The sequence below is a fragment of the Aquiflexum sp. genome (assembly GCF_041749095.1).
Classification (GTDB): Bacteria; Bacteroidota; Bacteroidia; order Cytophagales; family Cyclobacteriaceae; genus Aquiflexum.
Window position 1 is genome coordinate 23,071 of the sequence record NZ_JBGTCA010000499.1, and the last position, 14,817, is coordinate 37,887.

The 14,817-nt window shown below is 41.7% G+C and carries 13 protein-coding genes; 12 read left to right on the forward strand and 1 reads right to left on the reverse strand.

Annotation, left to right across the window (positions count from 1 at the left end; genetic code table 11):
* Positions 1-274 precede the first annotated feature (274 nt).
* From ACEW8O_RS22835 to ACEW8O_RS22885, 11 genes are all read left to right on the forward strand, one after another.
* Positions 275-1,720, forward strand: coding sequence for a sulfatase (locus ACEW8O_RS22835; protein ID WP_373496941.1), 1,446 nt, complete (start codon positions 275-277; stop codon positions 1,718-1,720).
* The gene (locus tag ACEW8O_RS22840; protein WP_373496942.1) at positions 1,720-4,035 is read left to right on the forward strand and encodes a glycosyl hydrolase family 95 catalytic domain-containing protein; all 2,316 of its coding nucleotides are present in this window, start codon (positions 1,720-1,722) and stop codon (positions 4,033-4,035) included. The genes ACEW8O_RS22835 and ACEW8O_RS22840 overlap by 1 nt, the downstream gene beginning before the upstream one ends.
* A 226-nt stretch (positions 4,036-4,261) precedes the next feature.
* A complete protein-coding gene (locus ACEW8O_RS22845; protein WP_373496943.1) occupies positions 4,262-4,885 on the forward strand; it encodes a TetR/AcrR family transcriptional regulator in 624 nt (207 codons plus the stop codon).
* A gap of 431 nt (positions 4,886-5,316) precedes the next feature.
* Entirely contained in the window at positions 5,317-6,420 is a 1,104-nt protein-coding gene (locus ACEW8O_RS22850) for a hypothetical protein (protein ID WP_373496944.1), read from the forward strand.
* Between the two features lie 165 nt (positions 6,421-6,585).
* Positions 6,586-7,644, forward strand: a complete 1,059-nt coding sequence (locus tag ACEW8O_RS22855) for an isocitrate/isopropylmalate dehydrogenase family protein (protein ID WP_373496945.1) — start codon at positions 6,586-6,588, stop codon at positions 7,642-7,644.
* A gap of 1 nt (position 7,645) precedes the next feature.
* On the forward strand, positions 7,646-8,284 hold the full coding sequence (locus ACEW8O_RS22860; RefSeq protein ID WP_373496946.1) for a cyclase family protein: 639 nt from the start codon (positions 7,646-7,648) through the stop codon (positions 8,282-8,284).
* An 11-nt stretch (positions 8,285-8,295) separates the two neighbouring features.
* Positions 8,296-9,684: a four-carbon acid sugar kinase family protein gene (locus ACEW8O_RS22865; protein ID WP_373496947.1), complete on the forward strand. Its 1,389-nt coding sequence runs from the start codon at positions 8,296-8,298 to the stop codon at positions 9,682-9,684.
* The gene (locus ACEW8O_RS22870) at positions 9,681-10,751 is read left to right on the forward strand and encodes a Gfo/Idh/MocA family protein (RefSeq protein WP_373496948.1); all 1,071 of its coding nucleotides are present in this window, start codon (positions 9,681-9,683) and stop codon (positions 10,749-10,751) included. The genes ACEW8O_RS22865 and ACEW8O_RS22870 overlap by 4 nt, the downstream gene beginning before the upstream one ends.
* A gap of 4 nt (positions 10,752-10,755) precedes the next feature.
* The gene (locus tag ACEW8O_RS22875) at positions 10,756-11,427 is read left to right on the forward strand and encodes a GntR family transcriptional regulator (protein ID WP_373496949.1); all 672 of its coding nucleotides are present in this window, start codon (positions 10,756-10,758) and stop codon (positions 11,425-11,427) included.
* 59 nt (positions 11,428-11,486) lie between these two features.
* The gene (locus tag ACEW8O_RS22880; protein WP_373496950.1) at positions 11,487-12,788 is read left to right on the forward strand and encodes an MFS transporter; all 1,302 of its coding nucleotides are present in this window, start codon (positions 11,487-11,489) and stop codon (positions 12,786-12,788) included.
* Complete coding sequence (locus ACEW8O_RS22885) at positions 12,772-13,476, forward strand: hypothetical protein (RefSeq protein ID WP_373496951.1); 705 nt, start codon at positions 12,772-12,774, stop codon at positions 13,474-13,476. The genes ACEW8O_RS22880 and ACEW8O_RS22885 overlap by 17 nt, the downstream gene beginning before the upstream one ends.
* Before the next feature lie 171 nt (positions 13,477-13,647).
* Here ACEW8O_RS22885 and ACEW8O_RS22890 read toward each other — a convergent pair whose 3' ends face one another.
* A complete protein-coding gene (locus tag ACEW8O_RS22890) occupies positions 13,648-13,839 on the reverse strand; it encodes a hypothetical protein (RefSeq protein ID WP_373496952.1) in 192 nt (63 codons plus the stop codon).
* 338 nt (positions 13,840-14,177) lie between these two features.
* Here ACEW8O_RS22890 and ACEW8O_RS22895 point away from each other — a divergent pair.
* A partial coding sequence (locus tag ACEW8O_RS22895) for a hypothetical protein (RefSeq protein ID WP_373496953.1) occupies positions 14,178-14,817 on the forward strand: 640 nt, incomplete at its 3' end.

A 14,817-nucleotide genomic window follows, 5' to 3' on the forward strand; every position in this document is an offset into this window, starting at 1 on the left:
CTTGGATCATAGACCAGAGCTGTTTACGGAAAGCGATGGCGTACACCCAAATAAGGACGGTTACAGGGCCATTGCGGGATTAGTATGGAAAAAACTATTAGACTAACCCTACTTTGTCAAGTTTGGGAATAGGCAAAAACCTGCCAGGTTTTATAACCTTTAAACTGTTAATCCATTGCATTTACAGTACATAAACCTGGCAGGTTTCTACTAACATTGTTTAATTTGACAAAGTAAGGCTAAATTAATCCTCTCAGTTATCATGATTGTACAAATGCTCCGATTCATGTTCTTTTTGGCCCTTCTCCCCGCAGTGATCCAAGCTCAGACTGCCGGATATGAGCATCCAAACATCCTGTTTATTCTTGTAGATGATTTGGGGTATCATGATCTGGGTTATACCGGAAGCCGCTTTTACGAAACTCCCAATATTGATAAGCTTGCTACAGAAAGCATGACCTTTACCAATGCCTATGCGCCCAGCCCCATTTGCTCTCCCTCCAGGGCAGCTATAATGACCGGAAAATACCCCGCCAGATTAAACCTAACGGACTACATACCCGGCAACCGCCACTACGGCCCCCATCCCGACCAAAAACTGGCTTCGCATCCTTTTAAGTTATTTCTGGACCCAATGGAAATATCAATTGGGGAAGCATTTAAATCTAATGGATACCGCACTTTCTTTGCAGGTAAATGGCATTTGGGCGAAAAAGAGATTGATTATCCGGAAAATCATGGATTTGAGGTAAATGTGGGTGGAAACCATACCGGACATCCCGCCGGTGGATATTTTTCACCTTATAAAAATCCTCAATTACCCGATGGACCGGAAGGGGAGTACCTTACTGATCGCCTTACGGATGAAACCATAAAGTTCATTTCGCAAAAAAGTAAGAAACCGTTTTTTGCAATTCTTTCTTTTTATACGGTTCATTTACCGCTCGAAGGGAAAGCTGAAAAAGTATTAAATTATGAAAAAAAGCGAAGTCAGATACAGTTTGAAGGTCAAAGATTCGATCAGCAAAATCAGACCTATATAAAAAATCATCAGGACAATCCCCGGTATGCAGCCATGGTGGAAAGTCTGGATGAAAATATAGGACGCCTTATGAAAGCCCTTTCCCAAAATGGGCTTGATCGCAACACCCTTGTAATCTTCACTTCCGACAACGGAGGGATGGCCACCAGCAACCTGGCCGAACAGATACCCACTTCCAATGCACCCCTTCGGACAGGGAAAGGATATCTCTATGAAGGAGGCCTTCGTGTTCCCCTGATTTTCCGTTGGCCGGGATACATAAAGGCAGGTGAAAGTAAAGTACCTGTAACCGGAACCGATCTATATCCCACATTTCTCGACTTGGCGGGTTTAGAATTATTGCCGGAACAGCATATGGACGGGGTCAGCATAAAACCCCTGCTAAGTGGTAAAAGTATAGAAAACAGATCCCTTTTTTGGTATTATCCCCATTACAGTGGCGGACTAGGTGGCCGACCATCTGCATCAATAAGAGGTGGGAATTATAAACTTATCCATTTTTTTGAAGACAATCGAAGCGAATTGTTCAATTTAAAAAGGGGTAAAGAAGAGGATGCCGAACTAAGCGGGAAATTTCCTGGAAAAAGCAAAAGACTAAACAAAAAATTACAAAACTGGATCGGGGAAATGGATGTACTATTGCCATATCCCAACCCATCCTATCAACCTGAAAAATAATGGAATACAGAAAACTACTTGGCTTTACATCCACCCTATGTTGTATGCTTTTAATGACTGGCTGCAATGACAGGGAAAAACAGCAACTACCACCTTATTATATGGAACGTTCTTTCTCCGATCTGGCCCAGACCTGGGATGAAGGCATTCCATTGGGCAATGCCACGCTGGGGGCACTTATCTGGCAAAAGGAAGGAAAATTGAGGTTTTCCCTTGATAGGGCAGATCTTTGGGATTTGAGAAAAATGGAAAACATTGATTTTGAAAAATATGATTTTAATTGGGTGAAAAAACAATGGGAAAATAACCAGTACGGGGCAGTTCAAAGGCAATACGATGTTCCCTATGACACCCTTGCCGGCCCTTCCAAAATCCCCGGTGCTGCTCTGGAGTTTGATATATCCGGATTAGGTGAAATAGAATCCATCAAATTGGATCTTCAAAAAGCCTACTGTGTAATCCAATGGAAAAACGGGACAAAACTACGGACCTTCGTGCATGCTACGGAACCCATTGGTTGGTATAGTTTTGAAAACTTAAAAACAGAACTGCTGCCAACGATTGTTCCCCCTCCATACGTGGGCGCCGGTTCAACGGAAGCCTTAGATCCGGTAAGCGGACAGGACCTTCGTAGGCTAGGCTATTCCGCAGGCAAGCTATCACAAAATGAGAATTCCGTTACCTATGACCAGGAAGGATGGGATGGGTTTCAATTTCAGGTTAATACAAGGTGGAAAAATAGTGGAGACCATATAGTGGGAAATTGGAGTATTAGCTCCAAGAGAAATATCCAGGATTTTTCAGTTACCGCATCAGAGGTTACCGAAATGGCTTTTACTAAAGAGATGGATGACTATGAAGAGGGTCATCTTACATGGTGGAATTCCTTCTGGAATGCTTCTGCTATTACCCTTCCCGATACTCTTTTGCAGCAGCAATATTACATGGATATGTACAAACTTGGTGCTGCTGCCAGACAAGGAGCACCACCAATATCTCTCCAAAGTGTCTGGACAGCAGACAATGGCAAGTTGCCACCTTGGAAAGGTGATTTCCACCATGACCTCAATACCCAATTAAGTTATTGGCCTACGTATTCAGGCAACCACTTGAACCTTGAGCAAGGCTTTATCGATTGGCTCAATCAACATAAACCCACATTTGAAAAATATACCAGGGAATATTATGGCGTCAATGGCTTGAACGTACCTGGGGTCACCACCCTGGATGGTGATCCTATGGGCGGATGGATACAATATTCCTTTGGACCTACCATAAGTGCCTGGTTGGGACATCATTTTTACCTGCACTGGAGATATTCGATGGATAGGGAATTTCTAAAAAATGATGCTTATCCATGGATAAGGAATGTTGCCATTTTCTTAAAGGAGCTTTCAGTTAAGGGAGATGATGGAAAAAGAAAGCTTCCGTTGTCTTCCAGCCCCGAGATCCATAATAACGATGCTAAAGCATGGTTTGACCAAATGACCAATTATGATCTTTCCTTGGTACGCTGGACTTTTACCACCGCAAGCGAACTTGCTTTGGAACTTGGTTATCAGGATGAAGCTGAAGAATGGCGTGCCACGTTAGAGGAATGGCCATATTATTCGATTGACGAAACGGGGCTTATGATAGCTCCGGGTGAAAAACTGGAAGAATCACACCGGCACTTTTCCCAGATCATGGCGATTCATCCCCTAAGTCTTATAGATCCATCCAATGGGGAAAAAGACCGGGAGATAATCAACAATACCATTGCTCATTTAGATAAAATAGGTACTACAAAATGGACGGGCTATTCCTTTGCCTGGTTAGCAAATCTTAAAGCAAGGGCGGGAGATGGAAAGGGCGCGGCAAAGGCTTTAAAGGATTTTGCCTCCTCCTTTGTGTTACCAAACAGTTTTCATGTAAACGGGGATCAATCAGGAACAGGTAAGTCAGACTTTACATACCGCCCCTTTACGCTGGAAGGTAATTTTGCCTTTGCGGCAGGCATGCAGGAAATGTTAATCCAAAGCAATACCGGTAGCGTTCGCCTATTTCCCGCGATTCCGGAAGAATGGGAAACGGTAGGGTTTAAAAAATTACGGACTGAGGGTGCATTTCTTGTTTCTGCTGAAAGGGTGGAGGGAAAAGTAGAAAAGGTAATCATATACTCGGAAGTAGGAGGGGAAATCCGCCTTATCAATCCCTTTCCCGAAAGAAATATTGATATTGAAGGGGATCACGATATTCATAGGGATGATAACACACTGGTAATTTCATTGCAACCGGATGTGGAAATCACCTTAGCATTAAAGAAGACACCATAAAGGGTGCAGAATCGCTTTATCCTGTGACAGAGGAATGAGATTGAAAGAATTAATGATTATTAATGACTCTTAATATGTAAGTAAAATATCGATTGATGCAAAAACAGGAAAATCACTACTACGTTGGGAAAGTAAGGGATTTAAAATTTAGTGTTAGTAATTGGGTTTTTTTACTTTTGTTCCGATGAAGAGTTGTTATGGCAGACATTCCTATAAAAGATGAAAAATGAAGAAAAAAAGCAAAACAGATACCAAGCAGCGGATACTCGATACCTCCATAGAATTGTTTAATAAAAATGGAATTCAAAATGTAACCAGCAGGCACATTGCTACAGAAATGGGGATAAGCTATGGTAATCTGGATTACCATTTTAAAAATAAGGAAGTACTGCTGTTGGCAATATACAAGCAAATGAGGGACGAAATGTCCGAATCCTATATTTCAGCGGATCCAACCATGGGGAGTTTTGAGCAGATTCACCATCTTTTGCTTCATTTGGAATCCTTTCAATATAAATTCAGATTTTTTAATCTAGACGTATTGGAGATATCACGTTCCTATCCTAAAATCAACAGGCTTCTAAAATACACCTTCAGGATCAGAAAACAACAAATGTCAGACATGTTCAAAAAAGCCATTGAGGATGGCTTTTTTGAAAAAAGTACTGAAGATAATATTGGACAGCTGCTTTTGTCCATTCGGATCATTATTACATTTTGGCTATCTCAGGAAGAATTGCTTTCCGATACTAAATTCAAAAAAAAGAACAGCGGAATGTCCAGGCATATTTGGCAACTTCTTATTCCTTATATGACGGAAAAGGGACACCTTTCATATGACAATATATAGCATGCGGAGGTAAAATGATTTCCAATTGCTTATCTTTTTTGTATTCAATCCGGGTTGAGGTCTTTTTGTTTTGAACACAATGCAGGCATTGCAGTCGGGCTTCCTTACTTTCTCTGTTTACAGAAGCAATTGCTTATTGGCCACAATTGGGACAAATAACCCAAACTTCATTTTCGAAATCGGATAGACGGTGGTTCTGATCGGTATAGCGTTTATTTTCCACATTTTGACTTAATTGAACAGGTCAAATAGGAGAATATTTTTTAAAATCCCAATTCAATTCTAAAGATAAACTGCTTCCCGGAAATTCAATTTCGGACTCTAAGCAAATTTATCCCATAAAAGTTTTTCTACTGATAATAAATATTTACATTTAAAAAAATGTGTACTGTATACATTTTATTACTGGTCATCATAAATAGTAATGAAACATGAAAAAATTTAAAATAATAGTTTATCCTGTAGTATGTATTCTGATGGTTTTTCTAACTTCTTTTCAACTGAATAAGAAAAATACAATAGTCGAAATCAAAGGAGAACAATTCTTTGTCAACGGTAAACCGACTTATGAAGGCAGGGTCTGGAAAGGCAATAAAATCGAAGGTTTGTTGATAAACTCCAGGATGGTGCAGGGAACTTTTGATGACCTGAACCCCGAGACCAGAAAGCTTTTTGCCTATCCTGATACCAAAAAATGGGATGCTGACAGAAATACCAAAGAATTTGTGACTGCAATGGAAGAATGGAAAAAATACGGGTTGAATTCCTTTACCCTCAACCTTCAGGGGGGAAGTCCAACCGGATACGGAAACAAGGAATGGGTAAATTCGGCATTTCATCCCGACGGCAAACTTAGACCTGATTATATGAAAAGGTTAAAGAAAATCCTGGACAAAGCCGATCAATTGGAAATGGTGGTCATGTTGGGAATATTCTATTTTGGCCAGGACCAGAATCTGGATGATGAAAAAGCGGTGATCAATGCGGTAAAAAATACCGTCAATTGGATTCTAAAAAAAGGTTATCAAAATGTTTTGATTGAAGTCAATAATGAAAGTGACAATAAAGCATATGATCATGGGATTTTGAAGGCGGAAAGGGTGCATGAATTAATTGACATGGTTAAGGACATGAAGCACAATGGAAAAAGATTATTGGTCAGTACCAGCTTTAACGGAAATACTGTTCCCAAACCCAATGTGGTCAAATCATCCGATTATATTCTGATCCACGGTAACGGGGTAAGTACCCCCGAGAAATTGGAAGCACTGATCCACAATACCAGAAAAGTGGAAGGCTACCGGCCCATTCCGGTGGTCATCAATGAGGATGACCATTATGATTTTGATAAGGAAAAAAACAACTTCACCACTGCCGTGGAAAATTATGTCTCCTGGGGACTTTTTGATTTCCGACGAGATGGGGAAGGTTATGAGGAAGGCTATCAGTCGGTGCCTGTGGATTGGGGAATAAATTCAGAAAGAAAAAAAGGATTCTTCAATCTGGTCAGAGAGATCACCGGAGTAGGTAAATGAATTTTGTGGATCAAAAAAGTAAACAGGTCAAGTTTTTTGCTGATCCCTACCAAATATTCCCAGCCTCAAAAGGCCGCTGATTGAAGAAGGGTTTATTTAAAAAAATTTGTTAATCGGAAATCACCTAAATCAGATATCATTTAAAAAGCAACAACAGAAATATTTATGAAAAATTATCGACTTGCAATTGTACCCGGAGACGGGATCGGAAATGAAATCATCCCTGCTGCATTAAAGGTGCTGGAAGCCGCTGCCAAAAAATCCGATTTTAATCTGGAGTATGAATTTTATGATTGGGGTGCGGGAAGGCACCTCCGGGAGGGTGCTTTTATGCCGGAAGATGGTCTGGAAACCCTCAAAGCCTTTGATGCCGTTTTTTTTGGAGCGGTGGGATTACCAGGTGTAGATGATACGCTTCCTGCAAAACTTTATACCTTCAAGGTACGGACAGCATTTCAACAATATGTCAATTATCGGCCTGTTAAACTATTTAAAGGTCTTGAGAGCCCCTTACGGAATAAAGGATCAAAAGACATTGATTTTGTCGTGATCAGGGAAAACAATGAGGGGGAATTTGTGCAGCATGGGGATTTTTTCAGGCCTGATACCAAGGAAGGGTTTGCGACTGATACCAGTATCTTTACCCGCAAAGGCATAGAAAGAATAGCGCATTATGCTTTTCGGCTTGCCCAAAAGAGAAGAAAAAAAGTCACCAATGTAACCAAATCCAATACCCTTATCCATAGCTTAAAATATTGGGATTCACTGATCGAGGAGGTTTCACAACAATATCCGGATGTAAAACTGGAAAAAATGTACATTGATAATGCAAGTGCCAACTTTGTTCTTCATCCTGAATATTTTGATGTGATCCTCACCACCAACCTTTTTGGTGATATCCTCAGTGACCTTGGGGGCGGCATTATGGGAAGCCTTGGGCTGGGCGGCAGTGGCAATATCAATCCTGAGAACGACTTCCCCTCCATGTTTGAGCCAATTCACGGTTCTGCACCCGACATCGCAGGTAAAGGAATTGCCAACCCGGTAGGCACGATATGGTCCGGGGCTATTCTACTGGAAAATTTAGGGGAGAGAAATGCTGCCGATCAGATTGTGCGTGCGATAGAGACTGTTTTTCAGAAAGGAATTAAAACAATTGACTTGGGTGGTTCAGCCAAGACGGATGAATTTGCAGAGCAGGTGATCAAGGCTTTAAACGAATAAAATGAATTGGATAGACCTCACACAGACCATCAGTAATGCCATGCCCGGTGTTGAGTTAAGGGATTCCAAAAATCTTGAAACAGATGGCTGGAATGCCAGAAACCTGGACATTTATACCCATGCCGGAACACACATGGATGCGCCTGTTCATTTTGGTATGCCGGGTCCGACCATAGACCAATTTACCTATGATCAGCTCACAGGATATGCAAGGATTCTGGACCTTTCGGGAATCAAGCCAAGTGCATTGATAGACGTTGGGGATTTAGGAATCCTTGAAAAGGAATTAGGGGTAGGGGACAGTTTGATCATCAAAACAGGATGGAGCAGGTATTCAGAAACCGACCCTAAAATATATAGGGACCAATTGCCCCGGATATCGGTAGGTCTTGCCCATTGGCTGGTCAGAAAAAGGATAAAAATTCTGGCGGTAGAGCCTCCTTCTGTTGCCGATGTCAATAACCTGGAGGAAGTCACCCGCATCCACCGAATATTGTTTTCCGGACAGATCATCATCGTGGAAGGAATCTGCAATCTTGAAAGTGTTGATTGGGATACAGTAGAGTTGATGGTTTTTCCGCTAAAAATAAAAGATGGAGACGGTGCGCCTGCAAGGGTACTGGTAAAGCCGTTAAGTTAAATTTACAGGACATGACTAGCAATGATTCTTTAAACCGTGATTTCCAAAATAAGCTAAGTCAACTTTTTCTTGAATTGGGCAAGACAATGGTAATTGTAGACGATGACCCTACAGGAACCCAAACTGTCTTTGATGTCCATGTTTTGGGTATTTGGACTGAAGAAGCTTTTATTGAGGAATTTAAAATGAAGACTCCGGTATTTTTTGTTTTGGCCAACACCAGAAGCATCACACAGGATAAGGCAGTAAATAGGGCGGCGGAAATTGGCCAAAATCTAAGAAAAGCCTCGGCTATGACAAGCAGGGAGTTTTTGCTGGTCAGCAGAAGCGACTCTACGCTCCGGGGTCATTTTCCTGCGGAATTGGACGCCATTCGCCTTGCAGCCGGGATGGATGATTATCCTATCGTGATCACACCCACCTTTTTTGAGGGTGGCAGAATTACAGAAAACAACATCCATTACATCCTGGAAGACGGAAAAAAAATCCCTGTTTCGGAAACCGGCTTTGCCCGGGATAAAAGTTTCGGGTATAAAAATTCGGACCTGTGCAAATGGGTGGAAGAAAAATCAAATGGTACAATCCGGTCAGAAAGGGTAAAAAGCCTTTCCATTGAGGAGATTGCGGCCGGAGAATCCGTTATCCTGGAAAAACTGTCCACGCTCATTAAAGGGGAATATTTGATTATCAACAGTACCGGTTACAGGGAATTGGAGACGGTTTGCATGGCACTACACCGGGCAATCAGGGGTGGAAAGGGTTTTTTATTCAGAACTGCGGCTTCTTTTGTTTCTGCATTTGCAGGTATTGGTCCCAAATCATGGGTTCCCGGCCGGACTTCAAACAAGAGTGGTGCAGGTGGGCTGATAGTAGTAGGCTCTTATGTTCCCAAGACTACCGCACAACTCAATGAACTTCTTCAAAATAAGGAAATTATACCATTTGCCATTCCGGTGGACCGTTTGGTCAGCGAAGAAAATTACCTTTCCATACATTTGGAGAGCTTGGTTCACGATTTGGATAATCATTTGTCGGCAGGCCAACATCTTGTTGTATATACTTCCAGGGAACTGATCAGTGGCAGCAGTCCTACAGAGAATCTTGACATTGGAAAGCAGGTCACAGAGTTCCTGGTTGACCTCGTTGCCCGCATAAATGTAAGTCCTGATTTTATTCTGGCAAAAGGGGGGATTACATCCAACGATCTGGCGGTAAAGGGACTGGGGATGAAGCGGGCCAAAGTGCTGGGGCAGATCATTCCCGGGGTGCCGGTGTGGGAACTTGGAACTGAAACCAGATTTCCACAAACTCCTTTTATTGTTTTTCCCGGTAATGTCGGGGACGACAAAAGCCTCAGCAAAGTATTTGATCTGTTTACGGGTAAGCCTGGGGATTTATGAAAAAATTAAAAGGAGCAATTATCGGGTCGGGATATTTTAGCCAATATCATGGAGATGCCTGGACCAGGATCCCCCAAGTGGAAATTGTGGCAGTCTGTGACAAAGACGAACAAAAAGCAGCTTTGTTCTCAAAGAACTTCGGCATAAATAAAATATATACCGACCTGGAAACCATGTTGGACAGGGAAAAGCCGGATTTTCTTGATATTGTGACGCCGCCGGTCACCCACAAATCCATCATTCAATCTGCCGTGTCAAGAGGCATCCATGTGATTTGTCAAAAACCCCTCGCCGAAACTTTTGAGGAGGTTTTGGAAATCAGGGAGATATTAAAGAATGCCGATGCCCGTTTTATGGTTCATGAAAACTGGCGGTTCCAACCCTGGTACCGGGAAATCAAGTCCCTTCTTGAGCAAGGTGCAGTGGGTGAGAACCGGTTTCAATATTTTTTCAAAATGCGTACAGGGGATGGTTGGAGAGAAGATGCCTATCTGGATCGGCAACCCTATTTCAGGAAAATGCCGAGGCTGCTGATGCATGAGACCGGAGTACATTTTGTGGACACTTTCAGGTATCTTGAAGGAGAAATAACAGAAGTGTTTGCCAATCTCAAAACCCTAAATCCCAACATCAAGGGAGAAGATGCCGGCCTGATTTTTTTCCGATTTAAATCGGGATGTACAGCCCTTTTGGATGCCAACCGATACAATGAACCCTTCCATGAAAACCCACGGTTTACATTTGGGGAAATGGCCATTGAAGGAAACAAAGGAAGTCTGGAATTGAATCACAAAGGAAAGATTACCGTCAAACCTCTTGGTCGGTCGCTTGAGAAATTGCCTTTTAAACCTTCTTCAAATGGTTTTTCAGGAGACAGTGTATATCACTGCCAAAAACATTTTATAGAAAATCTTTTTACGGATTCTCCGTTTGAAACCAATTTGGATGATTACCTGAAAACCCTCCAAGTGGTGGAGGCCATATATCAATCCCATTATGAAGGCAGGAAAATTTCCGTGAGCAAGTTGGATTTGAATCAATTGAGTAAATCAAAATCTAAAATTTGAAGTGATGTTAAAGATAGACGAATTGGGCATTCAGGCCTATCGGGAATTAAGAAATATGATAATCAACGGGACACTTGCACCGGGACAAAAGATCGTTCAGGAAAAGCTGGCTGCAGAATTGGGGATCAGCAGGACTCCGTTGCGGGTGGCATTGAATATGCTTGAAGCCGAAAATCTGATTGAACCAAAAGCGAAAACCGGTTTTAGGGTAAAGTTGATAGAAGACAAAGAAATCCTGGATATTTTTGATTGCCGGATTGCATTGGAGTCCGTTGCAGCAGGAATATTGGCCCAAAACATTTCCTCTAAAGATGCCGAAAAGCTCACCAAATTTTTCAAGCCTTTTGAGAATGGAGGAAAATATGATGCTGCAGCCTATAAAAAAAGCGACACTGACTTTCATAATTTCATTGTCGAGAAATGTGGCAACAAGTTTCTGAACAAACTTTTTAAACAGGGCAGCCTGATTACCTATATTGAAAGAATAGGATTGATACGAACTCCCGAGGAAACTCTACAGGACCATCTGGATATCATTCAGGCCATTCTTGACCGGAATCCTGATGAAGCTGAAAAGGCAATGAAATCCCATTTGATCAAATCGAAAAATGTAATAGAAGAAAAGCTAAAAGTAGGACTGTTTGATGATCATGAACCAGGGACCAATTCTTTATAGTCCATTGGCCTAAGAAAAAACAGATCTTTTTAACCCCATTTTCAATAATCACTATCATCGTGGACAAAAAAAACCTAAAACCCTTTATTCCAAGTCGCTATTTTATGGTTGCGGGTACATTTCTTTTATCCATGTTGGTCTATGTGGATAGAATCGGGATTTCAGTTGCAAAGGAGCCAATTACCGAAGCACTTCAATTAAGTGATAAACAATTTGGATGGGTCTTGTCGATGTTTGCTTTGGGTTATGCCCTTTTTCAGACCCCGCTGGGAATTTTATCAGATAAGTTTGGCCCAAGGCGGGCTTTGGCCGCAGTGGTAAGTTTATGGTCATTTTTCACTGCTTTGACAGGTGCTGTTACCAATTTCATTACTCTGTTTATTGTCCGTTTTTTATTCGGAGTGGGTGAAGCCGGAGCTTACCCCGGAATATCCAAGGCGGTTTACCATTGGATACCGATCAGGGAAAGAGGGATAGTAAATGGCATAAATTTTTCCGGGGGAAGGTTTGGAGCAGCATTTGCCTTGCCTTTGATCGCTATTGTAATAGACAGTCTTGGTTGGCGAAATACTTTTTTTGCCCTTGGGATTTTGGGAATTCTCTGGGCCGGTGCCTGGTATTACCTTTTTAGGGACAATCCTGAAGATCACCCGCGGGTTTCAGCTTATGAGAAAGAAGAAATAATGATTTCCAGGTCCAGACACGGGGTGGAGGTCAAATCAAAATTTGCCGTTCAATCACTTTTGGAATCCAAAAACATGTGGCTTGCCATGGGCCAGTATTTCGCCAGTAATTTCACTTTTTTCTTTTGCCTCACCTGGTTGTTTCCCCATGTGAAAGAACAGTTTATGTTGAATAATTTGGAGGCAGGATTTTATTCTTCCTTTCCGCTGGTAGCGGGGGCTTTCGGGAATATGTTTTCAGGATGGTTGGTAGATAAGATCTACAAAAAAGGAAGTTTTAAATGGTCGCGGGTAATCCCTGCAGTGATAGGTTTTAGCTTGGCATCTGTGGGTTTGATAGCAAGTTTGTATTCGGGTGAAATTATTACCTCAATTATCTTTTTGTCGATTGCCATATTCGGTGCTGATATGACCATCAGCCCTTCATGGACACTTTGTAATGACATAGGTAAACTGCATTCAGGTGCGGTCTCCGGAACAATGAATATGGCGGGAAATATTGGTTCCTTTGTCACAGCTTTAGCTTTTCCTTATCTCAGAGACTGGACAGGTTCAGTTACTCCCTTCTTTATATTGGGAGCGGTATTGAACTTACTTGCTATTTTCTTTTGGTTACAGATAAAACCGGACATATCCATCAAATTCAAAATCCAAAACACCGATGACAAACTTAATTAAATGGTGTTGCCTATTTATGGGCTTCACTTTTATTGCTTCTGCCAAGGCGCAAGTTATTTTCCAGGAAAAGGATGGTCTGCTGATTGTAGAAATGGAAAACCTTCCTTCAATAGGAGAGTGGAAATCAGCATCTACCTCATTGGAGAATAGAACCATCCAATACCTGTATTCAGAAACTGAATATTTCCAAAATCCGGGTAACCAATTGCTGACTTACATAATCCGGATCAATAATCCGGGAATGTACAAATTTATATGGCACAGCAAAGTAGGAGAGGGTTCCAGCCCTACTGACTACAACGATACCTGGCTCAGGATTCCCGATGCAGACGATTTCTTTGCCCAAAATTTCGAAGAGCAGGTTCTTCACCCCAAAGGTGTTTGTGAAGCCAACTGTCCCAATGGCACGGGGGCTGATGGTTGGTTCAAGGTCTATAGCCATGGCACCACAGATTGGACTTGGACAGCGAAGACCAGCGATCATGATCCCCATGAAATTTTTGCCCGGTTTGATGAGGCCGGAACCTATACAGTACAGGTGTCGGCCCGGTCTTCTTATCATTTTCTAAACAGGTTTGTGATGTACCAACCCGAAAAGTACACGGAGGCGGAAGTCTCCGAATTAATGCTTCCGGCCAGTGAATGGATAAAAGAAGAAGCGGGGACAGTTAGGTTAGGTTTACGGTAAGCTGCTTAGGCACTGACCTAAAAAAGTATTAGTTACCTAACTCTTTACTGAAACTTAACTACGGAAGAAGTTTTGTTGAGAAAAATCTTAGCCAGAATTAAATTGCTGAGGAATTACCCAATGGTGAAATTAACGTTACACTATGATCCCAATTGAGTTGTCCAAATGTATTCATTTTGTTTCATCAGTACCTTCTTCCTTTTTACCATGACTATCCTTGTACTCCTCTTTTCTTGGAGGTCTGGCACCTTCAGAATTCCCCGGAGTCTGCCTATTTGTACCTTTATCCACAGTATCATCATTCTTTTTTCCCAATACCACCAATGGAAAAATTCCTGTCGCAATGTTATTTATCGTAAGCATAATTTAGTTGGTTAGATTTGTAATAATATATATACAAATAATACAGTAATCATACCATATAAACTGGAGTGCCATTTTTAAAATCCCAATCAAGGCGCCCTGGTGGATTTAATCTGCAAAAGGGGGTGAGTAGGGTTTTTCTTTTGTTATAAAAAGACCTATTCTTATAAGCAATTTAAATTTCCGTATACGGTATTTGATAATCCCATTAAAGTGCCGTTTATAGAAATTAGAAAGACTTTACCGGATTATTGGATAGTTTTTCTTTACGAAGTTGGGTATATTTTAGCATTAAAGGCATTTCTCAATAAAATAATGCAATAAAATTTAAGGTCTTTATGGTCAGGTTAAAATTGCACATCGTTGCCCTGTTGGTATTTTTAAGTTGGGGGCTTTCTGCCCAACAGCTAGAGCGCCCATTTATTTGGGTAAGTCCGGGTGAGAAGCCGGCTATATTGAAAAAAATCGAGAAGCAGCCATGGGCCGGAAAAATTTACAAGGATTTTATGGATAAACTTGACCAGGACATCAAGGTTCATCAAAAGGACCCTGAGCGTTTTCTTCAAGCCCTGCCTTTTGATTGGGATAGCAGAAAGCCAAATCAGTTTCCGCCTTTCCACCTTACGTACCATATTGAAAATGGGAACCATAAAAACCTGGACAATGCCACCGAAGAGGAAATGGCCAATGCCAGAACATTGATCCGGCACCTTCAAACGGGCATTGATTGTGGCATGGCTTATTACCTCACTGAAGATGAAAAATACGCCCAATGCGCCACTGATATCATTTATTCATTTGTAAAAGCCGTGCTCCAGTCAGAAGTTTCGGAGTGGAAAGGAAGGGGAGGTTGGCTTTTCCCTGATGATGGTTTCCGGGAGGTTAGGGAAATTGGCTATAAGGTCCCATTGATTTATGATTTCATTTCTGATTTTATCAAAAAGGGAGGAAAGCCTTATGACCTGATAAAAAAAGAAA

Bases quoted from the DNA above. Each gene is read 5' to 3' on its own strand.
- ACEW8O_RS22885 (WP_373496951.1), top strand. From the start codon at position 12,772: ATGACAAACTTAATTAAATGGTGTTGCCTATTTATGGGCTTCACTTTT.
- ACEW8O_RS22860 (WP_373496946.1), top strand. From the start codon at position 7,646: ATGAATTGGATAGACCTCACACAGACCATCAGTAATGCCATGCCCGGT.
- ACEW8O_RS22835 (WP_373496941.1), top strand. From the start codon at position 275: ATGCTCCGATTCATGTTCTTTTTGGCCCTTCTCCCCGCAGTGATCCAA.
- ACEW8O_RS22850 (WP_373496944.1), top strand. From the start codon at position 5,317: ATGAAAAAATTTAAAATAATAGTTTATCCTGTAGTATGTATTCTGATG.
- ACEW8O_RS22845 (WP_373496943.1), top strand. From the start codon at position 4,262: ATGAAGAAAAAAAGCAAAACAGATACCAAGCAGCGGATACTCGATACC.
- ACEW8O_RS22875 (WP_373496949.1), top strand. From the start codon at position 10,756: ATGTTAAAGATAGACGAATTGGGCATTCAGGCCTATCGGGAATTAAGA.
- ACEW8O_RS22865 (WP_373496947.1), top strand. From the start codon at position 8,296: ATGACTAGCAATGATTCTTTAAACCGTGATTTCCAAAATAAGCTAAGT.
- ACEW8O_RS22890 (WP_373496952.1), bottom strand. From the start codon at position 13,839: ATGCTTACGATAAATAACATTGCGACAGGAATTTTTCCATTGGTGGTA.
- ACEW8O_RS22870 (WP_373496948.1), top strand. From the start codon at position 9,681: ATGAAAAAATTAAAAGGAGCAATTATCGGGTCGGGATATTTTAGCCAA.
- ACEW8O_RS22840 (WP_373496942.1), top strand. From the start codon at position 1,720: ATGGAATACAGAAAACTACTTGGCTTTACATCCACCCTATGTTGTATG.
- ACEW8O_RS22855 (WP_373496945.1), top strand. From the start codon at position 6,586: ATGAAAAATTATCGACTTGCAATTGTACCCGGAGACGGGATCGGAAAT.